This window comes from Paraburkholderia sp. SUR17, from assembly GCF_029536165.1.
GTDB lineage: Bacteria > Pseudomonadota > Gammaproteobacteria > Burkholderiales > Burkholderiaceae > Paraburkholderia > Paraburkholderia kururiensis.
Map to the genome: position 1 here is coordinate 862,455 of NZ_CP120509.1, position 24,181 is coordinate 886,635.

Sequence of the window (24,181 nt, forward strand, 5' to 3'; positions counted from 1 at the left end):
GCAGGCCCGCCCCTCAATTCAACCGATCACGACATCATCACGGAGAAGCACATGACCTCATTCGACTCCCTGCTCACGGCCGACCGCGCCCACTTCATGCACCCCTCCACGCACGCTCACGACCATGCGAGCGGCGCGCTGCCGGGTCGCATCGTCACGGGCGCGAAGGGCATTCGCATTGAAGACCACACGGGCAAGTCGTTCATCGACGCCTTCGCGGGTCTCTATTGCGTGAACATCGGCTACGGCCGCACCGAAGTGGCCGAGGCCATTTACGAGCAGGCGAAGAAGCTCGCCTACTACCACACCTATGTCGGCCACTCGACGGACACCATCATCGAACTCTCGTCGCGCATCATCGACTGGGCGCCGGCCGGCATGAAGAAGGTGTACTACGGCATGTCCGGTTCGGACGCGAACGAAACGCAGATCAAGATCGTCTGGTACTACAACAACGTGAAGGGACGCCCGCAAAAGAAGAAGATCATCTCGCGCCAGCGCGGCTATCACGGCTCGGGCATCGTGACGGGCAGCCTCACGGGGCTGCCGGGCTTTCACCAGTGCTTCGACCTGCCCGTCGAGCGCGTCAAGCACACGGTGTGTCCGCACTGGTATCGCCAGGCGCCGGCGGGGATGAGCGAAGAGCAGTTCGTCGCGTACTGCGTGGATGAACTCGAAAAGCTCATTGCGCGCGAGGGCGCGGACACCATTGCCGCGTTCATCGGCGAGCCGGTGATGGGCACGGGCGGCATCCTGCCGCCGCCGAAGGGCTACTGGGCGGCCATCCAGCCAGTGCTCAAAAAGCACGACATTCTGCTGATCTGCGACGAAGTGGTGTGCGGCTTCGGGCGGCTCGGCTCGAAGATGGGCGCGCAGCACTACGGTATCGAGCCCGATCTCATCACGGTGGCCAAGGGCCTCACGAGTGCGTATGCGCCGCTCTCGGGCGTGATCGTGAGCGAACGCGTGTGGGACGTAATCGATCAGGCATCCCAGGAACTTGGCGCCATGGGGCACGGCTGGACGTACTCGGGGCATCCGATTTGCGCGGCTGCGGCGCTCGCGAATCTCGACATCCTCGAACGCGAGTCGATCACGCGCAATGCGGCCGAAACGGGTGCGTACCTGCAACAGCAACTGCACGCGGCGTTCGATGCGCACCCGCTCGTGGGCGAAGTGCGCGGCGAGGGCATGCTGGCCGCGCTCGAATTCATGGCCGACAAGGACGGTCGCATTCCGTTCGATGCCGCGCTGAAGGTCGGCCCGCGCGTGTCGGCTGCTGCGCTGCAACGCGGTCTGATCGCGCGGGCGATGCCGAACGGCGACATTCTCGGCTTCGCGCCGCCGCTCATCGCATCGCGTGCGGACGTTGACGAGATCGTGCAACTGGCGAAGGCCGCAGTGGACGAGGTGGCCGGGCGGGTGCTCACGCAGAAAGCGTCGGCGGCCGCGTAGAAGTAAATCGAAGGGCAGAAGCAGTAGAGGCGACAGAGGCAGCGCGGGCGCGGTGTTTGCGCCCGCTCGTGCTCGCAAACCGATCATTGGCGTGATATAAGCCCAAGGCAGAGTTTTCGCTGCGCACTCAACTCACTGCGCACGCAAGTGCCATGCAGTGTTGCCATGGGGGACGTCCAATGAAGTTAATCGAAAGAAGCAAAGTCGCTGCTAGTGCATTCGCGTTCGTCTCGCTCGCATCGGTATCCGCGGGCTTTCTCGAGAGCACGCCCGCTGTTGCGAAGGTACCGCAGCAGCCGGCCATCCTTACCGGCTCGGCGGTCGCCGTAGCGGACAAATATGCAGCCGACGCCGCCGAACAGGTCTTCAAGGAAGGCGGCAATGCGGTGGATGCCGCCGTCGCCATCGCGTTCACGCTCGCGGTCACGTATCCCGAAGCCGGCAACATCGGCGGCGGCGGGTTCATGACGCTCTACGTGAACGGCAAGCCGTACTTCATCGACTATCGCGAACGTGCGCCGCTGGCCGCCACGCGCAACATGTACCTGGACGACCAGGGCAACGTGATTCCCGGCAAGAGCCTCTATGGCTACGACGCCGTAGGCGTGCCCGGTACCGTGTCGGGCATGTGGGAAGCGCAGCGGCGCTTCGGCAAGCTCAAGTGGAAGCAGGTGCTTGCGCCCGCCATCCATTACGCGCGCGACGGCTTCGAAGTGAGCGACCAGCTCGCGCAGCGTCGCGACGCGGCATCGAAGGAATTCGCGGGCAAGACGAATTTCGATCAGTACTTCGGCGGCATGAACGAAGGCGTCAACTTCAAGCAGCCGCAGCTGGCGTCCGTGTTGACGCGCATCGCCAACGACGGCGCGAAAGATTTCTACAGCGGCAAGACCGCCGACCTGATCGCCGCCTCCATGCGCGGCCACGGTCTCATCACGAAGCAGGACCTGCAGCAGTACAAGGCCGTGTGGCGTCAACCGATCGAAGCGAACTGGAACGGCTATCGCATCATCACGGCGCCGCCGCCCAGCTCGGGTGGCATCGGGCTCGTGCAGCTCTTGAAGATGAAGGCCGATCTCGCGCCGTATTTCAAGGGCGTTTCGCTCAACTCGGCTCAATACGTTCACCTGATCGCCGAGATCGAGAAGCGCGTGTTCGCAGACCGCGCCCAGTACCTCGGCGACCCGGACTTCTATAAGGTACCCATCGCGCAGCTGACCGACGATGCCTACATCGCGAAGCGCGCGGCGGAGGTCAACGAGAACACGCCGTCCGATACGAAGAGCGTGCAGCCAGGGCTTGGCACCTCGATGCCGGAGAAGGCGGAGACCACGCACTTCTCGGTAGTGGACAAGTGGGGCAACGCGGTGTCGAACACCTACACCATCAACGGCTATTTCGGCTCGGGTGTGGTGGCGGACGGCACGGGCATCGTGCTCAACGACGAGATGGACGACTTCTCGGCCAAGCCCGGCGTGCCCAACATGTTCGGCGTGGTGGGCAGCGACGCGAATGCGATCGCGCCGAAGAAGCGGCCGCTTTCCTCCATGACGCCCACCATCCTCACGAAGGACGGCAAGGTGTCGCTCGTGATCGGCACGCCTGGCGGCTCGCGCATCTTCACGTCGATCTTCCAGGTGATCAACAACATCTACGACTTCCACATGCCGCTGAAAGACGCGGTGGCGGCAATGCGCTTCCATCACCAGTTGCTGCCGCCCAATACGATCTTCTGGGAGCCGTATCAGCCCATGGACGGCGAGCTTGCGAAGGCGGTCGAGGCGAAGGGCTATGTGCTGAAGGGGCAGAACTTCAGCGGCGACATCCAGGCCATCAAGATCGACGGCGACACGCCGCTGCCCGCGGCGGACCCGCGCGGGCGCGGGGTGACGCGGGTGGTTCAGTAAGTAGCAGGTCAGCAGGAAGCTGGAGTGACGAGGCATCGCACGGGTAGCCGTGCGATGCCTCTTTCGTTTTTGCCGGACTGCGACGAACGGATGCTTTCCGCAGCGCTCAGCTCACCCCTTCTGCTCCACAGGCGTCACGTCCAGTTCCAGCCGCTGCACCCCGCGCAGCACGGTGATCTTCACCGCGCGATCGATACGCGATGCGTCGAGCGAACGCTGCAACGCGTCCACGCTGTCCACGGGCAGCGCGTCGATGGCGACGATCGTGTCGTCCACGCGCAGGCCGCCCTGAGCGGCGGGGCTGCCTTTCACCACTTCGAGCACGCGCACGCCCGCGGCCTGATCGAGCCCGAAGTAGCGCTGTGCGCGCCGCGATACGGGCGACACGGTGCCCGCCACGCCGATATAGGCGCGTCGCACGCGGCCATACGCGAAGATCTGCATGATGACCCACTTCGCGGTGTCGATTGCGGTGGCGAAACTGATGGCCTGCGCGCCCTGAATGATCGCCGTGTTCACGCCGATCACCTGGCCTGCCGAATTGATCAGCGGACCGCCCGAATTGCCGGGATTGAGCGCGGCGTCGGTCTGGATCACGTCGTAGATCATGCGGCCCGTGGTGGAGCGCAGCGAGCGGCCGAGCGCCGAGACGACACCGGTCGTGACGGTCTGCGCGAGGCCGAGCGGATTGCCCACCGCGATGGCGATCTGCCCCACGCGCAGCGACGACGAGTCGCCTAGTTCCACGTGCGGCAGCGGCTCCGCGCAGCCGATGCGCAGCACGGCGAGGTCGCTATCGGGGTCGTCGCCGACGAGGTCGGCGTCGTATTTCGAACCGTCGGCGAGCGTCACGCTGATGCGCGTGGCGCCGTGCACGACGTGGCTGTTGGTGAGCAGATACCCGTCGGGCGTGAACAGGAATCCCGAACCGGTGCCGCCGCGCACGCGCGGCGCGCGGCCGGTGTCGCCGGGCAGGCTGCGTTCGACGGCAATGAAGGCGACGGCCTGCTGCACGCGGGCCAGCGCGCCGATCACGGTGCGCGAGTAGGCGTCGAGCAGGGCGTCGTCGCTTAATGGACCCGGCGTGGCCGGCTGAGGCGTGGCCGGCTGAGGTGCGGCCGGCTGAGATGCGCCCGGCTCAGGCGCACCGCGCGAAAGATCGTCGATAAAACGGGGACGGCTTCCCATGTTAGGGCTCCGGATGAAGAGGGCCGCAGATGCGGGGTCATTGCCCTGTTTTTCAAGGGTGAGGGCAAGCGGTGCCGCGTTTCGCGCGGCCGCCCTGCTGGACAGCGAGTCATGCGCGGGGTAATACGGTTGACACCGTGGCATCAGATAATGGGGCGCGCCATTTTGTGCCGCGCCATGTGTGCAATCCGCGCAAGCAGCACGCGACCCATTTTCGTAGCGAGGAGGAAGCCGATGAACGACGAAGACCGCAAGCCCGATATGTCGCTCGAGCGGCAGCGGCGGCTCGAGGAAGAACTGATCGACGCATACGACGAAGAACTCGAGATGGAGGTGGACGACCGCATCCTCGACGGCGAGGCCGCGTTCACCGACGAGGCTCGCAGCACGCGCCGGCTCTACTTCAAGGAGCTATTCCGCCTGCAGGGCGAACTCGTGAAGCTGCAGGACTGGATCGTGCACACGGGCCACCGTCTCGTCGTGATCTTCGAGGGGCGGGATGCGGCCGGCAAGGGCGGCGCGATCAAGCGCATCACGCAGCGGCTCAATCCGCGCGTGTGCCGCGTCGCGGCGCTGCCCGCGCCGAACAGCCGCGAGCGCACGCAGTGGTATTTCCAGCGCTACGTGCCGCATCTGCCGGCAGGCGGCGAGATGGTGCTGTTCGACCGCAGCTGGTACAACCGTGCGGGCGTGGAGCGCGTCATGAACTTCTGCACCGACGATGAATACGAGGAGTTCTTCCGCTCCGTGCCCGAGTTCGAAAAGATGCTGGTGCGCAGCGGCATCCAGATCGTCAAGTACTGGTTTTCGATCACGGACGACGAACAGGAAATCCGCTTCCAGAGCCGCATCAACGACCCGCTCAAGCAGTGGAAGCTGAGCCCGATGGATCTGGAAAGCCGGCGCCGCTGGGAAGCCTACACGCAGGCGAAGGAAGTGATGCTGCAGCGCTCGCACATTCCCGAGGCGCCGTGGTGGGTGGTGCACGCCGTGGACAAGAAGCGCGCGCGGCTCAACTGCATCCACCATCTGCTGAGCCAGGTGCCGTACCACGAGATCGAGCATCCGGCCGTGGCGTTGCCGGCGCGCGTGCATCATCCGGACTACATCCGCCAGCCCGTGCCGGGGGCGATGATGGTGCCCGAGGTGTATTGAGCCGTGGCGCTGCGGGAGCGGCGCGCCAACTGTAACCGCAGCGGTTTCAGAGCCTGAAAGACGAAACGCGCGGCGCGGACACTGGTTTCTGCCAGTGCCTGCGCCGCGCGTTTTTTGTTGCCGGCTCCGCCGAGGCGGGGTTGCTGCTGACCGTCGCGGTGTCGTTCTTCAGACCGCCACGGTCAGCGGGTCACTGCGACATCACCGCGGCATTACTGCGGCATTACTGCGACACGTACGCGACGTAGGGCCCCGTGCCGCCGCCGGTCGACGTCTTGCCGACGATGCCCACGTACACGTGACGTCCGTAGAAGAACGGCAGGCCGAAGTCCATCATGCCGCTGGCCGTGCCCGCGATGTCGTTGAACGCGAAGTTGCCGGTGTTGGCGAGCACGATTTCGTTGGCCACGTTGAAGTTCAGCGCCGTGGTGGTCGCCGAGGCATTTCCGCTCGAATTGGTGAGCGAGGCCGTGAGCGGCAGCGTCGTGCTGGGCGCGTACCACGAACCGCTGCGCGTAATGGTCGAGTCCGGGAAGAACAGGCCGTTGGAGCCGGAGTCGAAGAACGCGTTGTCGGTGAAGGTCTGCGTCTTGTAGGTGGCCGTGAAGTTGCCCGCGTTGTTGGTCTTGAGCAGCGTGGCGCCCATGCCGGACAGCGTGTTGTTGCTTGCGGTGTCGATGCCGAACACGAGCGTGCCTGAGGCGGTTGTCGCGCCCAGATCCGCCACCTGCGCCATTTCCACGATCACGCCGTTGTTGTCCGTCGGGAAGAGGGCGACCGGGTTCTGCACCTGCGAGGCGAGCGGCTGCGTCGTAGCCGTGCAGGTGGACGGGGAACCCGAGCACGTGTAATACGCGCCGCTCTGCGCGCCGCTCACACACCCGGTGCCGCAGTCGTATTGATTACTGCCGACGCCGAGAATGCCGTTGGCAAAGGCCGCATTAGGCGTGTTCATGGCCGTGCCGATCTGGCATTCGCTCGGAGCCGATGCCGAGATATTGGAATCCCCGATGATTTGCACCGGCACGTTTGCGGCGACTTCCGTGCCGAGCTGGATATCGGCCGTGCGCACACCGCCCCAGGTGTAACCGCTGACAAACAACCCGCATTCGGCGACGTTGTTGCTCCCTTGCGTCTGCGGCGCCATGGCGCTCAGCGTGCCCGAGGGCACGACCGACGCGAACAGCCGCAAGCCGTACGAGCCCGTATCGAGCAGGACGTTATGGATCGTCGAACAGTTGGTATTGGTCGCCGCACCGCCTCCGGGGCAGATCGTTACATCCACCATCGGCGCATTCACGAGCCCATACGGCTGGTTCGACACGCTGATCGCCACCGCGTTGGTGTTGTTGACCGCGGTCGGCGTAGCCGTTGCATCGGCCCACGGCGTGGTGTTCGTGGAATTGGTCGAACTGCTCGTGCTGCCGGACGTCGTGGTGCTGCCCGACGGCGTGCCGGAACTGGTCGTCGTGGTCGTGCTGGAGCCGCCGCCACCGCCGCCGCCACAGGCGGCCAGAACGAGACAGAAGCCGGCGATCGCGCCAAACCATGCGAATTTGCTGGACATGAGGGTTATCTCGCTTACTGGATATCGTCAGTGTTGAAACCGGCCGGCACCGCGAGCGGCAGCCATGCACGGCCCGTGAAGGAACCCATGTGTCCGCCCGTCTGAACCACGAGGTTCGACTGCTGGACGGTGGCGGGTCCGTATCCGTTGTGCTGCGCCGCATGCGCAGTAGCGAGCCCCTGTACGTAGGCAGGGAAGTAGGTGCCGAGCAGCGTGTTCAGCGGCGCCATCTGCGGGCCTTGCCACGCAATGGCGAACACGGTGCCGTTCGTTCCGACGTATTCGCGAACCACCGTGCCGCTCGGCAGCGTGGTCTCGTTGACGCGGAACAGCACGGCAGCGGCGTTGATGCGCTGCGTCATCCGCGTGTTGGTGGTGCTGGCGGGCTGCCAGGTCGGAGCGGCGCCCAGCTCGGCATAGGCCGGCGAGGCGGAAACGATTGCGGCCGCGGCGAGCGCGACAGCAACGGGCGACAAAACCCTCGTATCGAATCTTCTCATTCGCGAATATCCAACGTTTTATGTTTATTGGGTGAGTGGTGCGACAACAGGTGATTCATGGGTCACCCAATGGGGAATGACGGCAGTTAAAGGGAATTCTTAAGGGCGATTACGCCGGTAAGCAGTCGCAGCCCCGCTGGGCTTGGCGTTCGCGGCAGCGGGTAAGACGCGGCAACGCCATCGTAGCGGAACAGCGTTCGATCAATGATCCGAAATGAATGGCCGCGGGAGCGCCTGGCGCGTGCGACACCCTCAGGCTGACAAGGCGGAACGGAGAAAACAGCAGCGCGGAAAATGGGGCGGCCGCGACGTGTGTGGCGCGTCCGCCGACCGGAAGGTGCGAGGCGCGGCTTACCCATCGGAAGGCCGCGCGGAAAGGCAGCGCGTGGCGGCTCATCCCTCGGAGGGTTGTGCGGAAAGGCGGCGCGTGGCGGCTTTTCCTTCGGAAGGCCACGCGGAAAGGTGGCGCATCCCGGCTCATCCTTCGGACGGCCGCGCGGGAACGTAGTGCGCCGCATCCCGCCCGCCGAATGGAGGCGGCGCACCGCGCACCACGTCCGTCCGCCCGTCAGAACGCGTGGCGGAACACCCAGTACAGTGCGCCCGCCAGTGCGATCGAGGCCGGCAGTGTCAGCACCCAGGCCAGCACGAGGCTGCGCACCGTGCCCCATTGCAGGCCCGAGCCGTTGGCCGCCATCGTGCCCGCCACGCCCGACGAGAGCACGTGCGTCGTGGAGACCGGCAGCCCGTACACGTCGGCCGCGCCAATCGTCGCCATGGCGACGAGTTCCGCCGAGGCGCCTTGCCCGTAGGTCAGATGTTGCTTGCCGATGCGCTCGCCCACCGTCACGACGATGCGCTTCCAGCCCACCATCGTGCCCAGCCCGAGCGCGATCGCCACGGCCACCTTCACCCAGGTCGGGATGAACTTGGTGGCGTGGTCCACCTGCTTGCGGAAGTTGTCGATGGCGCCCGCATCCGCAGCCGCGAAGACCGGCTGCTTCGCCTTTTCCATGAGCCGGATGGCTTCGGACACCACGTACATGTCGTTGCGCACGTTGCCCACTTCACTCTGCGGCACGGCGGCCATGGAGGGCGACGCGCCCACCTGGTCCGCAATGCGTAGCGTGAGCGCCTGAATGGCCGGCACCGTGGCGGGCGACAGCTCCCGGCTCGCGATGTAGCGTTCCGCCTCGATGCGCGGCTGCGCGGGCGCCGCTACGCCGTTCGTGTACTTGCCGAAGGTGGCGGCGGCCTCGTGCGCCACGGCGATGAAGGTCTGCGTCTCGGCCGGCGTGACCGCGCGGTTGAGCGCGTAGGCCGTAGGCACCGTGCCGATCAGGATCAGCATGATGAGCCCCATGCCCTTCTGGCCGTCGTTGGAGCCATGCGCGAACGACACGCCCGTGCACGTCAGCACGAGCAGCGCGCGAATCCAGAACGGCGGCGCTTCGTTGCCCTTGGGTTCGGCGTAGAGCGCCGGCACGCGCACGAGCGCCTTGAGCACGAGCAGCAACAGCGCGGAAAGCAGGAAGCCGACCACCGGAGAAAACAGCAGCGACTTGCCGACGCCCAGCGCCTGGCTCCAGTCCACGCCGCTCGTGCGCGAGGCGCCGTGCATCAGCTGGTTCATGAGCCCCACGCCGATGATGGAGCCGATCAGCGTATGCGAACTCGACGACGGCAGCCCGAAGTACCACGTCCCCAGGTTCCAGATGATGGCCGCGATCAGCAGCGCGAACACCATCGCGAAGCCTGCGCTGCTGCCCACCTGCAGGATCAGCTCCACCGGCAGCAGTTGCAGGATGCCGAACGCGACCGCGCCCGTGGACGTGAGCACGCCCAGAAAATTCCACGTGCCCGACCAGATCACGGCCGCATTCGGCGTGAGCGAATGGGTATAGATGACGGTGGCCACGGCGTTCGCCGTATCGTGGAAGCCGTTCACGAATTCGAAGCCGAGCGCGATGGCGAGGGCCACGCCCAGCAGCAGCCAGGGCAGGATGGAGCCCTCGCGCACGGGCGCGAGATCGCCGATCAGGTGCGTTGCAACGTAGACGGCGCCGATCAGCAGCACGGCGAGAAATGCGGCCAGGCTTGCGTTGCGGCCGCGCGCGGCGCCGGCAGTGGCCTGCTGGGGATACGAAAGGTCTGGCATTGCCTTGTCTCTCCTCATTAGGGTGTCGAGATCGCGAGCGGCCCTGGCAGGACGCGGCCGAGGCGGGGCCGCTCGGGATCGGGCCTGAAAGCGGCCTTGAAGGGGTTTTGAAGCAGGCCCTGAAGGGGCCTTGAAGCAAGCCCGAAACCGGCTCAAAACGGGCCAGAAGCAGGTTCGAAAGCAGGCTCAGAGCGGGCTCAGAACGATCTCAAGCGCGTGCCAGAACAGCGCACCGAAAGCTGACCCGAAAGCCGACCGAACAGCGGACCAACAAGCGGGTCCCCGTCCATCGTGGCGAATGCGAATGTCGGCTTGATGACGGTTTTGTATGGATGCAGCCGCGTTGGGGTGGGTTTGGGGTGGGTTTGGGGTGGGTTTGGTTTGGCGCGCGCAGTTCCGAGCGGTCTTCGGCTGCGCGGACGTTGGTAGAAGACCGCTCTGGCGTCGCTCGCGCAGACTCGTGTTCTGCAGGAGCGCGCGGGCATCAACCGAGGGAGGAAGGCATGACCGTTTCCCGTCTCAAGATGATTCCCGGCATTGGCGTGGACCGCATGGGCGACGCCGCGGACGCGCAACACAACCGCAACATCCTGCGGCTCGAAAATCTCGACACGGACCTGCGCCCGCCCGCGGAAGCCATCCGCGCGACGCACGCGGCCATCGATGACGACGACGCCAACAGCTACCTGCCGTTCACCGGCCAGACGGCGCTGCGCGAGGCCGTGGTCGCGCGCATGCAGCGCACGGCCGGTGCCGTCTACGATCCCGCCAGCGAATGCATCGTTTCCGCGGGCGGCCTCGCGGGCATCCTCAACGTGTTGCTTTCCATCCTGGAGCCCGGCGACGAAGTGGTGCTCACCGATCCGACCTACGCGGGCCTCATCAACCGCGTGCGGCTGGCGGGCGGCGTGCCCGTGTTTGTGCGGCTCGTGCCCGGCGCTGCGGGCTGGCGCCTCGATCTGGATAGTCTCGCGGCAACCGTCGGGCCGCGCACGCGGGCGTTCCTCATGGTGTCGCCTTCCATGCCGGGCGGTTTCGTCGCGAATGCCGAGGAATGGAACGCGATTGCCGATCATTGCCGCCGCGCCGACGCATGGCTCGTCTACGACGCCGCGATGGAACGCATCCTGTTCGATAGCCGCGAGGTCATTCATCCCGCGGCGCTGCCCGGCATGCGCGAGCGGACCATGACGGTGGGTTCCGTGTCGAAGGAGTACCGCATGATCGGCTGGCGCGTGGGCTGGATTGTGGGCCCCGAGCCGATCATGGCCGACGTGCGGCTCACGAGCCTCTCGAACGTGGTGTGCCAGGTGGGCATCGGCATGCCGGGGGCGACGGCCGCGCTCACCTGTGCCGACGACGGTGTCGCGCAGGCCGTTGCCGAATGGCAGGCGCGCCGCGACTGTCTGCTCGATGCCTTGCGCGGCCTGCCGGTGGTGCCGCCGCACGGCGGCTGGTCGCTGCTGATCGACACGGAACAGTTGGGGCTCGCGCCGCAGGAAGCGTCGCGGCTGCTGCTCGCGAAGGGCGAGGTGGCGGCTACCGCGATGTCGGGCTGGGGGCCTGACGCGGGCCGTTATCTGCGCTTCGTGTTTTCGAACGAGCCCGTTGCGCGGCTAGCGGATATTCGCGAGCGCGTGCGACGCGCCTGGGGCGTGTAACGTCGCTGCCGCTTGCCGCTTGCCGCTTGCCGCTTGCCGCTTGCCGCCGCTCTCGCGGCGTTCACGCCGTGCATTGCAGCAGCGGCTCGCGCGCGAACACGGCCGCCACCCAGTCGACGAACACGCGGATGCGGTGCGGCAGCTGCCGGTTGGGCGAGTAGAGAATCGAGATGGGGCGCGGGATGGAAGGGTAGTCCTTCAGGATCTCGCGCAGCGCGCCGCTTGCCAGATAGGGCTCCAGAATGAAGCGCGTGCCCTTCACGATGCCGAGCCCTTGCAGTCCGCAAGCCACGTAGGCGCCCACCTCGTTCACGGCGATCATGCTTTTCATGTCGAAGAGTTCGGTCTTGCCGTTCACCTGGAAGTCCCAGGCCCGCACGCGCCCCGTGTTGCTCGACACGTAATTGACGCCGATGTGGCCGCTCAGATCCTCGGGCGATTTCGGCTCGCCGTATTTGTCGAGGTAGGCGGGCGCGGCGCAGGTCACGCGCCCCATGTTGCCGATGCGCCGTGCCACGAGCCCCGAGTCGTCCAGCTCGCCGGTGCGGATCACGCAGTCCACGCCTTCTTCGACGATGTCCACCTGCCGGTCCGAGAGACCCATTTCGATTTCGATGTCGGGATACGCCGCGAAGAATTCGGGCAGCGCCGGAATGATCGAGGTTTTCGCGATCAGCGCCGGCATGTTGACCTTGATCTTGCCCTTCGGGCTCAGCCGGGCATGCGTGAGTTCCGACTCCATCTCGTCCACTTCGGCGAGCACGCGCAGCGAGCGCTGGTAGTAGCGCTCGCCGTCTTCGGTCACGCTCGCGCTGCGCGTGGTGCGGTTCAGGAGCCGCGCGCCCAGATGCGCTTCGAGCGCCTGGATGATGCGCGAGGCCTGCGGCGCCGTGAGTTGCAGCGTTTCGGCTGCCTTCGTGAAGCTGCCGGATTCGACCACGCGGGCGAATACCTTCATCGCCAGAAACCGGTCCATCATGTCGCGATCCTCGTTCGTTGTTGTGCCTGAGTCGGCATGGCGTGCACGCTGAATGCGCTTGGCGCGCTCAATGCGTCTGATGATGCGTCGGCTAGTCCGCCGAATCCTCTGATTCCACGAACACCGCGCGGCCCTGCGTCATATCCCGCAGCGCATCGCGTGCGCGTTCCACCATCGTGGCCGGCATGCTGATGGTGAATTGAACGCCCATCGCGTAGTGGCTATCCGCGAGCGTGAAACCTTCCTGTTCCATCCAGCGCCGCACGCGCGTTTCGTCGGCATAGCCGATCTCCACGGTCAGCAAGGCCTGAGCGATGCGCTCCACGCGCGGCGCGTCTTGCAGCGCGGTGGCAATGGCGTCCGTGTAAGCACGTACGAGGCCGCCCGCGCCCAGCTTCACGCCGCCGTAGTAGCGCACCACGGCGGCGAGCACGCCGTCCAGGTCGTGATGGCGCAGCACTTCGAGAATGGGGCGCCCCGCGGTGCCGGACGGCTCGCCGTCGTCCGACATGCCGGACTGGCCGCCCGCCAGCAGCGCCCAGCACACGTGCGTGGCCGTGGGATGTTCCTGGCGCAGGCCGCGCAGCACCTCCATTGCGGCGTCGCGGTCGGCAACGGGCACGGCACAGGCGAGGAAGCGGCTTTTGCGGATGTCGAGTTCCGCGGTGACGGTGTGGGCGAGCGTGTAGGTCATGTAGCGGTTTGCCGGAAACCCCGCGATTTTACCGTGGCGGCTTATCGACCCATCTGTCGGCCCATCTATCGGCCCGGCTATCGGCCCATCTATGCCGATTGAATTTTTAAGCTGGCGCTGGGTTTATTGGCTTTGTTAGATGTATGTCATTCAGCTGTCGAATGACAGATAACTAACCAACACGCTAATCAACCCACTCACCACACCGCGCGATGCGACCCACCTTCGCCCAGACCGTCGAAGCCAGTTTTGCCGGGCTCACGCCCACCGCCAAGCGTATTGCGAGCTACATGCTGGCGAACCTCGACCGCCTCGGGCTCGAGACCGCCGACGAGATCGCGCAACGCACGGGCACGAGCGGCATCTCGGTGGGCCGTTTCCTGCGCAGCGTGGGCTACCGCAACCTCGACGATCTCAAGCGCGAGCTGCGCGGCGCGCTCGAACGGCCCTGGATGATTACGGACCGGCTCGACGAGTACCGCCGGCGCGCTGCCGCAGGCCAGAATGGAGCCGGCCATGACGACGCGGCTACCGCATCGAACGGCGAAGGAGCACCCGCGGCAGCCTCGTCGCAGATCGCCTCGCCGCCTGCCTCGCCAGGCGCGCCGAACGCACTCGAACTCGAACTGGACGCCATCCGCCACGTCTACGCGCTCGCGCAGAGCGAGGCGTTCGCCAACGTCTCGAAGCGTATCGCGCATGCCGAGGCCGTCTACATTCTCGGCATCCAGTCCACGCGCGGCATTAGCAACGCGTTCTACAGTTACCTCGAATACATCCGGCCGCGCGTGTTCTACTCGGACGGCATGTCGGGCTCGTACGTGGACTCGCTCAATGCCGAGTTCGCCGAGCCCTACCTGATCGTGACCGACACGCGCGCGTACTCGCGCATCGCGCGCCGCTACTGCGAAGCCGCCGCGCGCCGCGGCCTGCCGTTCGCGCTCGTCACGGACCTCTACTGTCCCTGGGCGCGCGACTTCGCCTGCGACCTCATCCAGGTGAAGACCGACGTCGGACAGTTCTGGGATTCGCTCGCGCCGCTCACGTGCCTGTTCAATCTGCTCATTACGTCGGTGGTCGAACGGCTCGGCCCCGCCATCGACGCGCGCGTGGCCCGCAACCGCGAGCTGCAGCGCGAACTCGAACAGTTCGACGTGCCGGCGTCCCGTCAATCGCATCGCACTACGTCTGCCTCTTCGTGACCCCATTCATGACCCAACCGCATCGCCTCGTCCCCATCACGCCCGAAAGCCACGGCGTGGATCTCGACATCGTCTACGCGACCGACCGCAACCTGACGGGCAAGCCCATCTACAAGGCGGCCCACTGCCTGTTGCTCGAACCCGCGGAAGCCGCGCTGCGCCGTGCCGTGGAGATTGCGCGTGCAAGCGGCTACACGCTGCGCATCTTCGACGCCTACCGCCCGCCGCAAGCGCAGCAGGTGCTGTGGGACTTCCTGCCGGACCCCACTTACGTGGCGGACGTGAAGCGCGGCTCGCACCACAGCCGCGGCGTGGCACTCGACCTGACGCTGCTCGACACCGAAGGCAACGCGCTCGAAATGGGCACGGGCTTCGACGCAATGACCATCGAATCGGAGCACTTTCACCCCGGCCTGCCCGAGCACGTGCAGCGCAACCGGCTGCAACTGATCGGCGTGATGCACGCCGCGGGTTTCACGCACATCAAGAGCGAGTGGTGGCATTACGAACTGCCCGGCGCAATGGCGTTGCCTCTCATCGACAACGAAGAAAGCGGCCCGTTGCGGTTGATGTAGCGCCCAGATATAGCGTCCTGACGCAGCGCATAGCGGATAACTAGTTGTGCCGATACACCTCTTTTCACTACCACTGCACGACCACTTACGGGAGCGAACATGAATCGCGTTTTGCGCAATGGGCTGGCCGCGGCCAGCATGGCGGCAGCTCTGGGCTTCGGATTCGGCGCGCCGGCGCTGGCCGCCACGCCGAAAGACATGCTCGTGATGGCCACGATGCTCGACGAGTTTTCCACGCTCGATCCGGGCGAAGTCTATGAACTCGTGCCCGAGGAATACATTGCGAACACCTACGACCGGCTCGTGCGGGTGGATCTCAAAGACCCCTCGAAATTCAATGGCGACGTGGCGCAGTCATGGACGGTGAGCCCCGACGGACTCACCTTCACGTTCAAGATCAAGAGCGGCCTCAAGTTCCACTCGGGCAACCCGCTCACGGCAGACGACGTGGCCTGGTCCATTCAGCGCACGGTGCTGCTCGACAAGGGCGCGGCTGCGGTGCTGCAAGGCATCGGCCTCACGAAGGACAACGTGCTGCAACGCGTGAAGAAGATAGACGACACGACGGTCAGCATCACCACCGACCAGAAGTACGCGCCGACCTTCGTGCTCAACGTGCTGGGCGCGTGGCCGGCATCGGTGGTGGACAAGCAGCTGCTGCTCACGCACCAGAAGAACAATGACTTCGGCAACGAGTGGCTGCGCACGAACGAAGCTGGCTCCGGCGCGTACCGGCTCGTGAAGTGGACGGCGAACGAGAGCATCGTCTTGCAGCGCTTCGACGGCTACCGCCTGCCGCTCGCCATGAAGCGCATCGTGCTGCGTCACGTGCCCGAAGCGGCGAGCCAGCGGCTGCTGCTCGAAAACGGCGACGCCGACGTGGCCCGCAACCTGAGCCCCGACGACCTCGCCGCGCTCGAAAAATCGGGCAAGGCGCACATCACGGCGGTGCCGCAGGCTACGCTGCTGTATCTGGGCCTCAACGTGAAGAATGCGAATCTCGCGAAGCCCGAAGTGCAGGAAGCGATGAAGTGGCTGATCGACTACAACGGCATTCAGACCAACATCGCGAAGACCACCTTCAAGGTGCACCAGACGTTCCTGCCCGAAGGGTTCCTCGGCGCGCTGAACACGAACCCCTACCATCAGGACGTGGCGAAGGCCAAGGCGCTGCTCGCCAAAGCCGGCCTGCCGAACGGCTTCAACGTGACGATGGACGTGCGCAACGGCTACCCCTATAGCGAAATCGCGCAGGCCATTCAGGCCAATCTCGCGCAGGGCGGCATCAAGGTGGAGATCATTCCCGGCGACAACAAGCAGACGCTCGCGAAGTACCGCGCGCGCCAGCACGATATCTACATCGGCGAATGGTCGGCGGACTACATCGATCCGCACAGCAACGCGCAGGGCTTCGCATGGAATCCGGACAACTCGGAGAAGTCGGCCTACAAGATGCTCGCGTGGCGCAATTCGTGGGACATCCCCGACCTCACGAAGGAAACCAACGAGGCGCTGGCCGAGTCGTCGTCCGCGAAGCGCGCGCAGCTGTATCAGACCATGCAGAAGCAACTGCTCGCGCGCTCGCCGTTCGTCATCATGTTCCAGCAGGTTTCGCAGGTGGCTGCGCGACCCGGCGTGACCGGCCTCGAAGTGGGCCCGATCAACGACCTCGTGTCGTACCTGCACGTCAAGAAGCAATAAGTGTGGCGATAAGCGTGGTAATAAGCGCGGCATGAGAGGCGCGCCCGCGCCTCTCGCTGGAGGAAATCAACATGTCCCTGTCGATGCCGGCTACGCCGCTCGAAACTCTGCGCAAAGGCGCGGCGCGCCACGCGAGTGTGCGCTGGACACTGCGCGTGCTGCGCTGGGCCGTCACGCTCGCCATCACGTTCGTGGGGCTGCTCGCCGTCACGTTCGTGATTGGCCGCAAGGTGCCTATCGACCCGGTGCTGATGGTGGTGGGCGACCGCGCCTCCGCCACGGCCTATGCGGCGGCGCGTGCGCAACTCGGGCTCGACCAGCCGCTCGCGGTGCAGTTCTGGCTCTATGCGCGCGACGTGCTGCACGGCAATCTCGGCGTCTCGCTACTCACGGCGAACCCCGTGATCGACGACATCAAACGCGTGTTCCCGGCCACGCTCGAACTCGCCACGCTCGCGACGCTGATCGGCGTGCTGATCGGCGTGCCGCTGGGGGTGATCGCCGCTGCGCGGCATAACCGCTGGATCGATCACGTGGCGCGTTTCGTGGGGCTGATCGGCAGCTCGGTGCCGGTGTTCTGGCTCGGGCTCATGGGGTTGCTGTTGTTCTATGCGCGGCTGCATTGGGTGTCGGGGCCGGGCCGGCTCGACCCCATGTTCGACGGCATGGTGGATACGCACACGGGCAGCCTGCTGATCGACGCGTTGATTGCGGGCGAATGGGAGGTGTTCTTCAACGCGCTCTCGCACATCGTGCTGCCGGCCGCGATACTGGGCTACTACTCGGTCGCGTATCTGAGCCGGATGACGCGCTCGTTCATGCTCGACCAGTTGAGCCAGGAGTACATCACCACCGCGCGTGCGAAGGGCGTGCCCGAGCGCCGCGTGATCTGGGTGCACGCGTTCGGCAACATCATGGTGCCGCTGCTCACGGTCATTGCGCTCTCGTATAGCTTCCTGCTGGAAGGGTCGGTGCTTACGGAGATCGTGTTCGCCTGGCCCGGCATCGGTTCCTATCTGACCGGCGCGCTGCTCAATGCCGACATGAATGCCGTGCTGGGCAGCACGCTCGTGATCGGCGTCACGTTCATTGCACTGAACCTGCTGACGGATGCGCTTTACCGCGTGTTCGATCCGCGTGCCCGTTGATGTTCTGGAGAACCCTTTCCGTGCACCCGCGTTCCGATTCGACCGACCTCGTCAAGCTTCCGGACGGTGCCGCGCGGGCGTCGCAGGACGAGGCGCCTCATGAGCCCGTGGGCGCCGCGCAGGCCGTGATGGAGCCGACGCCCGCCATGCACTGGCGCGCCTGGCTTCTGACCGACGCGCCGCGCTCGCGCGGCCAGGCGGCGCTGGGCCGCGCGTACCGGCGCTGGCGGCGTTTCGCGAGCAATCCGCTCTCGCTCTTCGGCCTCGCGATTCTGGCGCTGCTCGTGGCGCTTGCGGTGTTCGGGCCGCTCGTCGCGCCGCACGATCCGCTGCGCCAGGTGCTCTCCGACCGGCTGCTGCCGCCGGGCTCCGCATCGCACTGGCTCGGCACCGATCAACTGGGCCGCGACATTCTCTCGCGGCTCATCTACGGCGCGCGCATCACGCTTTCCATCGCGGTGCTCGTCGTGCTCGTGGTGGTGCCCATCGGTCTTCTGATCGGCACGACGGCGGGGTTCTTCGGCGGCTGGATCGACAACGTGCTGATGCGCGTGACCGACATCGCGCTCGCGTTTCCGAAGATCGTGCTCGCATTGGCGTTCGCGGCTGCGCTGGGCCCGGGCGTCGTGAACGCGGTGATCGCGATCTCGATTACCGCGTGGCCCGCCTATGCGCGCCTTGCGCGGGCCGAAACGCTGCGCCTCGTGCAGGCCGACTTCATTCACGTGGCGCGGCTGCAAGGCGCCTCGCGCGCGCGGCTGCTGCTGCGCTATATCGTGCCGCTCTGCTCGTCGTCGGTGATCGTGCGCGCCACACTCGACATGGCCGGCATCATCCTGACCGTCGCGGGTTTGGGGTTTCTGGGCCTGGGCGCGCAACCGCCCAGCCCCGAATGGGGCTTCATGGTGGCATCGGGCCGCAACGTGCTGCTGGAAGCGTGGTGGGTCGCAACCATTCCGGGCTGCGCGATTCTCGCCGTCAGCCTTGCGTTCAACCTGCTGGGCGACGGCTTGCGCGACGTGTTCGACCCGCGGCATGGAGACTGAATGATGGCAACCGAACGCTCTGGCAGCGCGCCGCTCGCCGAAATAGAAGATCTTCGTATCGCTTTTCGCGGCCACGACGGCGCGCTCACTGAAGCGGTGCGGGGCCTCTCGCTCACCGTGAAGCGTGGCGAGCGGCTTGGCATTGTGGGCGAATCGGGCTCGGGCAAGTCGCTCACGGGCCGCGCGCTGCTGGGTCTTTTACCGCCCGCCGCGCAACTGAGCGCGAAGACGCTGCGCTTCGACGGCGCGGACCTCATCGGCATGCCCGCGCGCGAACGGCGCAAACTCTGCGGCCGCGAGATGGGCATGATCCTGCAGGATCCGAAGTACTCGCTGAATCCGGTCATGACCGTGGGCGCGCAGATGCGCGAGGCGTTCGCGCTGCACGAACCGAAGCTGGGCCGCCGCGCCATGCGCGAGAAGATTCTCGCGGCGCTCGCCGCGGTGCATATTCGCGATCCGCAACGCGTGGCCACGGCGTATCCGCACGAACTCTCGGGCGGCATGGGGCAGCGCGTGATGATCGCGATGATGGTGTCCGCGGGGCCGAAGCTGCTGGTGGCCGACGAGCCCACCAGCGCGCTCGACGTGCTCGTCTCCATGCAGGTGCTCGCGATTCTCGACGAGATGATCGAGCGGCACGACACGGGCCTCGTGTTCATCAGCCACGACCTGCCGCTCGTGATGTCGTTCTGCGACCGCGTCGTCGTGATGTACGCGGGACGGGTGGTGGAAACCTGTGCGGCGCGCGACCTGGTGCACGCGCAGCATCCTTATACGCGCGGACTGCTGGCGGCCAATCCGCCGCTCACGAACCCGCCGGATATCTTGCCGGTGCTCGAACGCGACCCCGCGTGGCTGAATGACCGCGCCCATCAAGCCGGGACCGGCGAAGGAGTGCGACCATGATCGACGTCGATGCCATCACGGTGCGCTTTCGCACGCAAACCGGTCCGTTCGATGCCGTGCGCGGCGCGAGCTTTCATGTGGACGAGGGCGAGGTGTTCGGGCTCGTTGGCGAATCGGGCTCGGGAAAGTCGACCATTCTGCGGGCGTTGACGGGTCTTGCGCCCATCGTCGAAGGCCGTGCGCAGATCGCAGGCCACGCCGTAGGCGCGAAGCCCGATCGCGCTTTCCGGCGCAACGTGCAGATGGTGTTTCAGGACCCGTATGGGTCGCTGCATCCGCGCTTCACGGTGGACCAGACGCTGCGTGAGCCGCTCGCCATCAACGGGCTTGACCGCGAGGACGAACGCATTGTCGATGCGTTGCGCGAAGTGGGGCTGGGGCCGTCGTTCCGGTTTCGCTACCCGCATCAGCTTTCGGGCGGACAGCGGCAGCGCGTGGCGATTGCACGGGCGTTGATCGTGGAGCCGCGTGTGTTGCTGCTCGACGAGCCGACATCGGCGCTCGACGTTTCCGTGCAGGCCGAGATTCTCAACCTGTTGCGAAGGCTGCATCGCGAGCGCGGGCTCACGATGATTCTCGTGAGTCACAACCTCGCGGTGGTGGGCTTTCTGTGCGCGCGCGTGGCCGTGATGCGCAACGGCGAGATCGTGGAGCAGCTTTCGGTGGAAGCCGTGCGTGCGCAGCAGGTGGAGCACGATTACACGCGCAGTCTGCTGCTCGCGACGGGCGGATATCACCGCAAGGCGGCGGCCGGCATGGGGGTTGATGCGGCGCTTTGAGGTGGCGCTTTGAGGTGGTGCTTTGATGTGGCTCTGTAGCGGCCTCAGTGGCCGCTCTATGGCCGCACCACGGCGGCTTGATGCGACGCCGCTGGTTGCCCGGCGCGAATGCGCCGGGCGGCAAGGTAGTCGGCTAAATCAACGGTTCAATCAACGATCGATGGCAAGCTTCGCGCCGAGCCCCAGCAGCACCGTTCCCATGACGGCATCGATGGGCTTGCGGATCTTCGCGTAGCCACGCTGCACGCTCGCCGTGGAGAGCAGTACCGCGACCGTGCTGAACCAGCCGATGGAGACCGCAGCGACGGTCGCCACCGTTGCACCGTGCACCCACATGGGCGCGTGCACGGGCAGCAGCGTGACGAACAGACTGCCGAAGAACGCGGCGGCCTTCGGATTCGTGAGCCCGACCAGCACGCCGCGACGGTACGAATGCCAGCCGCTGCCCGTGTACGCGGCGGTGGCTGCGGGTTGCGGCTCGGACGGCTGGCGCAGGCCCGCAAGCGTTTTCACGCCGAGGTACAGCAGATAGAGGGCGCCCGCAATGCGGATGCCTTCGTAAAGCCACGCGAGCTTCGCGAGGATCAGACCGAGCCCGAACACGGCGAGCGTGGCCCACAGTGCGTGCGAGGTGGCGATGCCGGCCGCGGCGCAGAGCCCGGCACGCCGGCGCGAGAGCGCGTGCGACGTGACGGCGATCAGGTCGGGACCGGGGCTGATGCAGGCCAGCAGCATCACGCCGGCTACGGCAGCAAGTTGGGCAAGATAGGGCATCGGCGAACCTCTACGGAAGGAGCGGGGAAGCCACCGATGTTAACGTATCGTGCCGCGGCGCGCGCGCTGCGGCGGGCCTGAAAACTGCTGCGTGGCCTGGGTGTGGCCTGGGTGTAGCCGGGGTATGACTTTGTATGTCCCCTGAGCCAGGCCTCGTCGCGAAAGGAGGGAACCGATGACGAACGCTCACCGAATGCCATTCGACCTCATCGGGACGCGCGTGCTCGCGCGCCTCGTGCCGGCGCTTTGCGTGCTGCCTGTGATGGAGAGCACCGCTGCCGCCGTCGTTCAACCCGAAACGCTGCGCCTTGCGCCGAACGGCTGGATCCCGAATCATCCGCGGCTGCCCGTGCTCGTTTATCGAGACGCGATTGCACCGTCCGGCCGCGACCCCGCCGCGCGCTTCGAAGCGCGCTTCGCGCAGAACGGCTGGCCGCCGCAATGGCGCAACGGCGTGTATGACTTCCACCACTTCCATCCGTCCACGCACGAGGTGCTCGGCATTGCGGCGGGCACGGCGCGCGTGATGCTGGGCGGGCCGCTGCCCGGTGGGCACGAGGTCACGCTGCGTGCGGGCGACGTGGTCGTGCTGCCCGCGGGCACCGGGCATTGCCGCATCGACGCGAGCCGGGACTTTCTCGTCGTGGGCGCGTATCCGCCGGATCAGGACACCGGCATCAGCCGCACGGCGCTGGACGCCGAGCGCCTCGCAGCACTGGAGCGCGTGGGGTATCCGAAGTCGGACCCGCTCTACGGCGCGCAAGGTCCGCTCGTGAAGCTGTGGCATGGGGCTTGATCGAGCCGCACGGTATCGTGCCGGCGCACGCCGACTCAAACGCGGGGCACGGCGGCAAACGCGCAAATGTGAGCAACAGGCACGCGCTGGGCTCCAGCTCATCGTCGAAACACGCCGTGCCGTCAGCGTTTCCCGGCGTGCTGCAGCGTGCAGGGAATGCGAGTTGTGGCAAGGGTGGTCGGGCTTCTATTCTGGCGTCGTTGGGCGAGATGGCATGGGGCCATCGCCACGCTTCGAGAGACTCACGATGACCGATACGATTCAACGCACCTCAGAAACCACGACACAAACCACGACACGCGCCACGGCGCAAACCATGAAGCTCAATCATCTGAGTTTCCCGTCGGCCGACACCGCCGCCACCGCCCGCTTCTTCGAGCAGTATCTCGGCTTCACGATTGCCGGCACGTGGGAGCAGTCGTACATCCTGAAGCGCCCCGGCTTCGACGTGGTGATCGATCACGCGCGCGACGACGTGCCCGCCTGGCCGAAAGCCTTCCACGCGGGCTTCGAGCTACCGAGCCTCGCGGCCGTGCGCGCCTTGTACGAACGCTTCAAGGCAGACGGCGTGCAGATGGAGACCGAGGTCTTCAACAACGGCCGCGGCTCGCGTTTCTTCTGCCGCGCGCCGGGCGGCGTGATGTTCGAACTGAACACCCGCACAGACGCCGCCCCCGAATATCAAGGCACGTTCGACAACTAGCGCGCAGCGGTGTACCGCGGCGCCGGCACGTTGCGCGACAACTCGTTGAACATGGCGAGACGCGCCGCGTTGTAGGCGTCCCACTTTTCGCCCGCGTGCAGGGACGGAATGGTGACCAGCTCGCCGCGGTCGAAGCCCACCAGCGCCGCGTCCACCATGTCCGGTGCGGGCATCACGATGTTGCTGTCCAGGTGTTCGAGCGGCAGGCCGCCCGTCTGCCAGAAGTCCGTGGCGGTGGCGCCGGGCAGCACGGCCTGCACCTGTACGCCCTTGCTCGCCAACTCGTGGTGCAGCGACTGGCTGAACGCCAGCACGAACGCCTTGGTGCCGCCATACACGCCGTTGAGCATTTCGGGCGCAATGGCGACGATCGACGCGATGTTGACGATGGCGCCCTTGCCGCGCGCAACGAAGCCGGGCACCGCGGCGTAGGCGAGGCGCGTCAACGCCGTCACGTTCAGCTCGATCATGTCTGTCATGCGTTCGACGTTGCTCTCCAGCAGCGGCGTGTGCGTGCCGATGCCCGCGTTGTTCACGAGCAGACCGATGCTCGCGTCTTCCTTGAGTTTCGCTTCCACGGCAGCCAGCGCGGCGCGGTCGCCGAGATCGGCTTCGATCACCTCCACGTTGCGGCGCGTTTCGGTGGTGATGCGGTCGGCGAGCGTGACGAGGCGTTCGCGATTGCGCGCCACGAGCACGAGGTCGTAGCCGCGCCGCGCGAGGCGATCGGCGTAAATGGCGCCGATGCCCGACGATGCGCCCGTTACCAGCGCCGTGCCTTGATGTGCCTGAGTCATGATTTGCTCCTTGCGGTTGAGTGGTGTGGATTCGGCAAGGCAAATCGTAGGCGTCGCGGAGGGTGGCGTAAATGACGTTTATGGGTATGTTTCAGGACATGAAGTCTGAAGGCATAGATGCTTGACCACAGAGCAGCGAATGCACGCTTTCCACCACGGGGGGGCGCGTTGCGTTGCGTTTGCATCGGTTCGCCGAACGGTCTGCGCACAGGTGCGAGAGGGTACAGACGGGTTCCGTCAGCGGGGTGGAGAGCGAGCTTCGTTTCGAGGTCCTGGCGCGCGCGTTCATCGGCGCTTTGTTCCTGGAACATGCGTCCTGGAACATGCGTCGTTGAATATGCGTCGTTGAACATGCCCTGTTCAGGACGCGATAAGGGCTATCCCTTGCTTTTCGTTTGCCGCGGTTTTGCTCATATCAATCCGGCCTGTTTTCGATCAACCGTCCCTAAAAGACCGCTCTCAAGTAATGCGCCCGTCTGCCGTTATG

Annotated in this window: 21 protein-coding genes; 13 read left to right on the forward strand and 8 right to left on the reverse strand. The window is 65.8% G+C overall.

All coding sequences use genetic code 11. The features are described from left to right. Window positions 1–51: 51 nt before the first annotated feature. The gene (locus tag P2869_RS21305; RefSeq protein WP_277599466.1) at window positions 52–1,455 is read left to right on the forward strand and encodes an aspartate aminotransferase family protein; all 1,404 of its coding nucleotides are present in this window, start codon (window positions 52–54) and stop codon (window positions 1,453–1,455) included. A gap of 179 nt (window positions 1,456–1,634) precedes the next feature. Beyond that, the gene (ggt, locus tag P2869_RS21310) at window positions 1,635–3,362 is read left to right on the forward strand and encodes a gamma-glutamyltransferase (RefSeq protein WP_017777444.1); all 1,728 of its coding nucleotides are present in this window, start codon (window positions 1,635–1,637) and stop codon (window positions 3,360–3,362) included. 111 nt (window positions 3,363–3,473) lie between these two features. On the opposite strand, the gene P2869_RS21315 is transcribed toward ggt, so the two are convergent. Then, complete coding sequence (locus P2869_RS21315) at window positions 3,474–4,550, reverse strand: trypsin-like peptidase domain-containing protein (RefSeq protein ID WP_277599467.1); 1,077 nt, start codon at window positions 4,548–4,550, stop codon at window positions 3,474–3,476. A gap of 234 nt (window positions 4,551–4,784) precedes the next feature. On the opposite strand from P2869_RS21315, the gene ppk2 reads away from it, so the two are divergent. After that, a complete protein-coding gene (gene ppk2 / locus P2869_RS21320; RefSeq protein WP_126876453.1) occupies window positions 4,785–5,705 on the forward strand; it encodes a polyphosphate kinase 2 in 921 nt (306 codons plus the stop codon). Between the two features lie 223 nt (window positions 5,706–5,928). Here ppk2 and P2869_RS21325 read toward each other — a convergent pair whose 3' ends face one another. From P2869_RS21325 to P2869_RS21335, 3 genes are all read right to left on the reverse strand, one after another. Then, a complete protein-coding gene (locus P2869_RS21325) occupies window positions 5,929–7,272 on the reverse strand; it encodes a DUF3443 family protein (RefSeq protein ID WP_277599468.1) in 1,344 nt (447 codons plus the stop codon). 14 nt (window positions 7,273–7,286) lie between these two features. Next, window positions 7,287–7,772 (reverse strand): DUF2844 domain-containing protein, encoded by a 486-nt coding sequence (locus P2869_RS21330; protein WP_026121975.1) that lies wholly within the window; start codon window positions 7,770–7,772, stop codon window positions 7,287–7,289. A gap of 568 nt (window positions 7,773–8,340) precedes the next feature. Next, window positions 8,341–9,930 (reverse strand): inorganic phosphate transporter, encoded by a 1,590-nt coding sequence (locus tag P2869_RS21335; RefSeq protein WP_277599469.1) that lies wholly within the window; start codon window positions 9,928–9,930, stop codon window positions 8,341–8,343. A gap of 503 nt (window positions 9,931–10,433) precedes the next feature. Here P2869_RS21335 and P2869_RS21340 point away from each other — a divergent pair. Beyond that, window positions 10,434–11,591, forward strand: a complete 1,158-nt coding sequence (locus P2869_RS21340) for a pyridoxal phosphate-dependent aminotransferase (RefSeq protein ID WP_277599470.1) — start codon at window positions 10,434–10,436, stop codon at window positions 11,589–11,591. Between the two features lie 61 nt (window positions 11,592–11,652). Here P2869_RS21340 and P2869_RS21345 read toward each other — a convergent pair whose 3' ends face one another. Next, on the reverse strand, window positions 11,653–12,567 hold the full coding sequence (locus P2869_RS21345) for a LysR family transcriptional regulator (protein WP_277599918.1): 915 nt from the start codon (window positions 12,565–12,567) through the stop codon (window positions 11,653–11,655). A gap of 94 nt (window positions 12,568–12,661) precedes the next feature. Then, complete coding sequence (locus P2869_RS21350) at window positions 12,662–13,264, reverse strand: YigZ family protein (RefSeq protein ID WP_277599471.1); 603 nt, start codon at window positions 13,262–13,264, stop codon at window positions 12,662–12,664. A 212-nt stretch (window positions 13,265–13,476) separates the two neighbouring features. Between P2869_RS21350 and P2869_RS21355 the strand changes: the two genes are divergently transcribed. From P2869_RS21355 to P2869_RS21385, 7 genes are all read left to right on the forward strand, one after another. Then, window positions 13,477–14,466: a MurR/RpiR family transcriptional regulator gene (locus P2869_RS21355; protein ID WP_277599472.1), complete on the forward strand. Its 990-nt coding sequence runs from the start codon at window positions 13,477–13,479 to the stop codon at window positions 14,464–14,466. A gap of 8 nt (window positions 14,467–14,474) precedes the next feature. Next, window positions 14,475–15,041 carry a D-alanyl-D-alanine dipeptidase gene (ddpX, locus tag P2869_RS21360; protein WP_277599473.1) on the forward strand — a complete coding sequence of 189 codons (567 nt, stop codon included), beginning with the start codon at window positions 14,475–14,477 and terminating at the stop codon, window positions 15,039–15,041. Window positions 15,042–15,140: 99 nt separating this feature from the next. Next, window positions 15,141–16,742, forward strand: a complete 1,602-nt coding sequence (locus P2869_RS21365; RefSeq protein WP_026121977.1) for an ABC transporter substrate-binding protein — start codon at window positions 15,141–15,143, stop codon at window positions 16,740–16,742. 77 nt (window positions 16,743–16,819) lie between these two features. Continuing rightward, complete coding sequence (locus P2869_RS21370) at window positions 16,820–17,890, forward strand: ABC transporter permease (RefSeq protein ID WP_277599919.1); 1,071 nt, start codon at window positions 16,820–16,822, stop codon at window positions 17,888–17,890. Window positions 17,891–18,018: 128 nt separating this feature from the next. Beyond that, window positions 18,019–18,936, forward strand: a complete 918-nt coding sequence (gene nikC / locus P2869_RS21375) for a nickel transporter permease (RefSeq protein ID WP_277599920.1) — start codon at window positions 18,019–18,021, stop codon at window positions 18,934–18,936. 3 nt (window positions 18,937–18,939) lie between these two features. After that, window positions 18,940–19,845, forward strand: a complete 906-nt coding sequence (locus P2869_RS21380) for an ABC transporter ATP-binding protein (protein WP_277599921.1) — start codon at window positions 18,940–18,942, stop codon at window positions 19,843–19,845. Next, window positions 19,842–20,624: an ABC transporter ATP-binding protein gene (locus P2869_RS21385; protein WP_277599474.1), complete on the forward strand. Its 783-nt coding sequence runs from the start codon at window positions 19,842–19,844 to the stop codon at window positions 20,622–20,624. Before P2869_RS21380 ends, P2869_RS21385 begins: the two co-directional genes overlap by 4 nt. Window positions 20,625–20,774: 150 nt before the next feature. Here the strand turns inward: P2869_RS21385 and P2869_RS21390 are convergent, their stop codons facing one another. Beyond that, a complete protein-coding gene (locus P2869_RS21390) occupies window positions 20,775–21,398 on the reverse strand; it encodes a LysE family transporter (RefSeq protein ID WP_277599475.1) in 624 nt (207 codons plus the stop codon). A gap of 175 nt (window positions 21,399–21,573) precedes the next feature. Between P2869_RS21390 and P2869_RS21395 the strand changes: the two genes are divergently transcribed. Continuing rightward, entirely contained in the window at window positions 21,574–22,194 is a 621-nt protein-coding gene (locus P2869_RS21395; RefSeq protein WP_277599476.1) for a cupin domain-containing protein, read from the forward strand. Between the two features lie 316 nt (window positions 22,195–22,510). Next, entirely contained in the window at window positions 22,511–22,897 is a 387-nt protein-coding gene (locus P2869_RS21400) for a VOC family protein (protein ID WP_126876562.1), read from the forward strand. On the opposite strand, the gene P2869_RS21405 is transcribed toward P2869_RS21400, so the two are convergent. Continuing rightward, window positions 22,894–23,694 carry an SDR family oxidoreductase gene (locus P2869_RS21405; RefSeq protein WP_277599477.1) on the reverse strand — a complete coding sequence of 267 codons (801 nt, stop codon included), beginning with the start codon at window positions 23,692–23,694 and terminating at the stop codon, window positions 22,894–22,896. The two genes, P2869_RS21400 and P2869_RS21405, sit on opposite strands and share 4 nt — an antisense overlap. Window positions 23,695–24,181 lie beyond the last annotated feature (487 nt).

Coding starts and splice junctions, on each gene's coding strand:
- P2869_RS21355 (WP_277599472.1), top strand. CDS start 13,477: ATGCGACCCACCTTCGCCCAGACCGTCGAAGCCAGTTTTGCCGGGCTC.
- nikC (WP_277599920.1), top strand. CDS start 18,019: ATGGAGCCGACGCCCGCCATGCACTGGCGCGCCTGGCTTCTGACCGAC.
- ggt (WP_017777444.1), top strand. CDS start 1,635: ATGAAGTTAATCGAAAGAAGCAAAGTCGCTGCTAGTGCATTCGCGTTC.
- P2869_RS21390 (WP_277599475.1), bottom strand. CDS start 21,398: ATGCCCTATCTTGCCCAACTTGCTGCCGTAGCCGGCGTGATGCTGCTG.
- ddpX (WP_277599473.1), top strand. CDS start 14,475: ATGACCCAACCGCATCGCCTCGTCCCCATCACGCCCGAAAGCCACGGC.
- P2869_RS21405 (WP_277599477.1), bottom strand. CDS start 23,694: ATGACTCAGGCACATCAAGGCACGGCGCTGGTAACGGGCGCATCGTCG.
- P2869_RS21345 (WP_277599918.1), bottom strand. CDS start 12,567: ATGGACCGGTTTCTGGCGATGAAGGTATTCGCCCGCGTGGTCGAATCC.
- P2869_RS21400 (WP_126876562.1), top strand. CDS start 22,511: ATGAAGCTCAATCATCTGAGTTTCCCGTCGGCCGACACCGCCGCCACC.
- P2869_RS21340 (WP_277599470.1), top strand. CDS start 10,434: ATGACCGTTTCCCGTCTCAAGATGATTCCCGGCATTGGCGTGGACCGC.
- P2869_RS21315 (WP_277599467.1), bottom strand. CDS start 4,550: ATGGGAAGCCGTCCCCGTTTTATCGACGATCTTTCGCGCGGTGCGCCT.
- P2869_RS21325 (WP_277599468.1), bottom strand. CDS start 7,272: ATGTCCAGCAAATTCGCATGGTTTGGCGCGATCGCCGGCTTCTGTCTC.
- ppk2 (WP_126876453.1), top strand. CDS start 4,785: ATGAACGACGAAGACCGCAAGCCCGATATGTCGCTCGAGCGGCAGCGG.
- P2869_RS21305 (WP_277599466.1), top strand. CDS start 52: ATGACCTCATTCGACTCCCTGCTCACGGCCGACCGCGCCCACTTCATG.
- P2869_RS21330 (WP_026121975.1), bottom strand. CDS start 7,772: ATGAGAAGATTCGATACGAGGGTTTTGTCGCCCGTTGCTGTCGCGCTC.
- P2869_RS21350 (WP_277599471.1), bottom strand. CDS start 13,264: ATGACCTACACGCTCGCCCACACCGTCACCGCGGAACTCGACATCCGC.
- P2869_RS21385 (WP_277599474.1), top strand. CDS start 19,842: ATGATCGACGTCGATGCCATCACGGTGCGCTTTCGCACGCAAACCGGT.
- P2869_RS21335 (WP_277599469.1), bottom strand. CDS start 9,930: ATGCCAGACCTTTCGTATCCCCAGCAGGCCACTGCCGGCGCCGCGCGC.
- P2869_RS21395 (WP_277599476.1), top strand. CDS start 21,574: ATGACGAACGCTCACCGAATGCCATTCGACCTCATCGGGACGCGCGTG.
- P2869_RS21365 (WP_026121977.1), top strand. CDS start 15,141: ATGAATCGCGTTTTGCGCAATGGGCTGGCCGCGGCCAGCATGGCGGCA.
- P2869_RS21380 (WP_277599921.1), top strand. CDS start 18,940: ATGGCAACCGAACGCTCTGGCAGCGCGCCGCTCGCCGAAATAGAAGAT.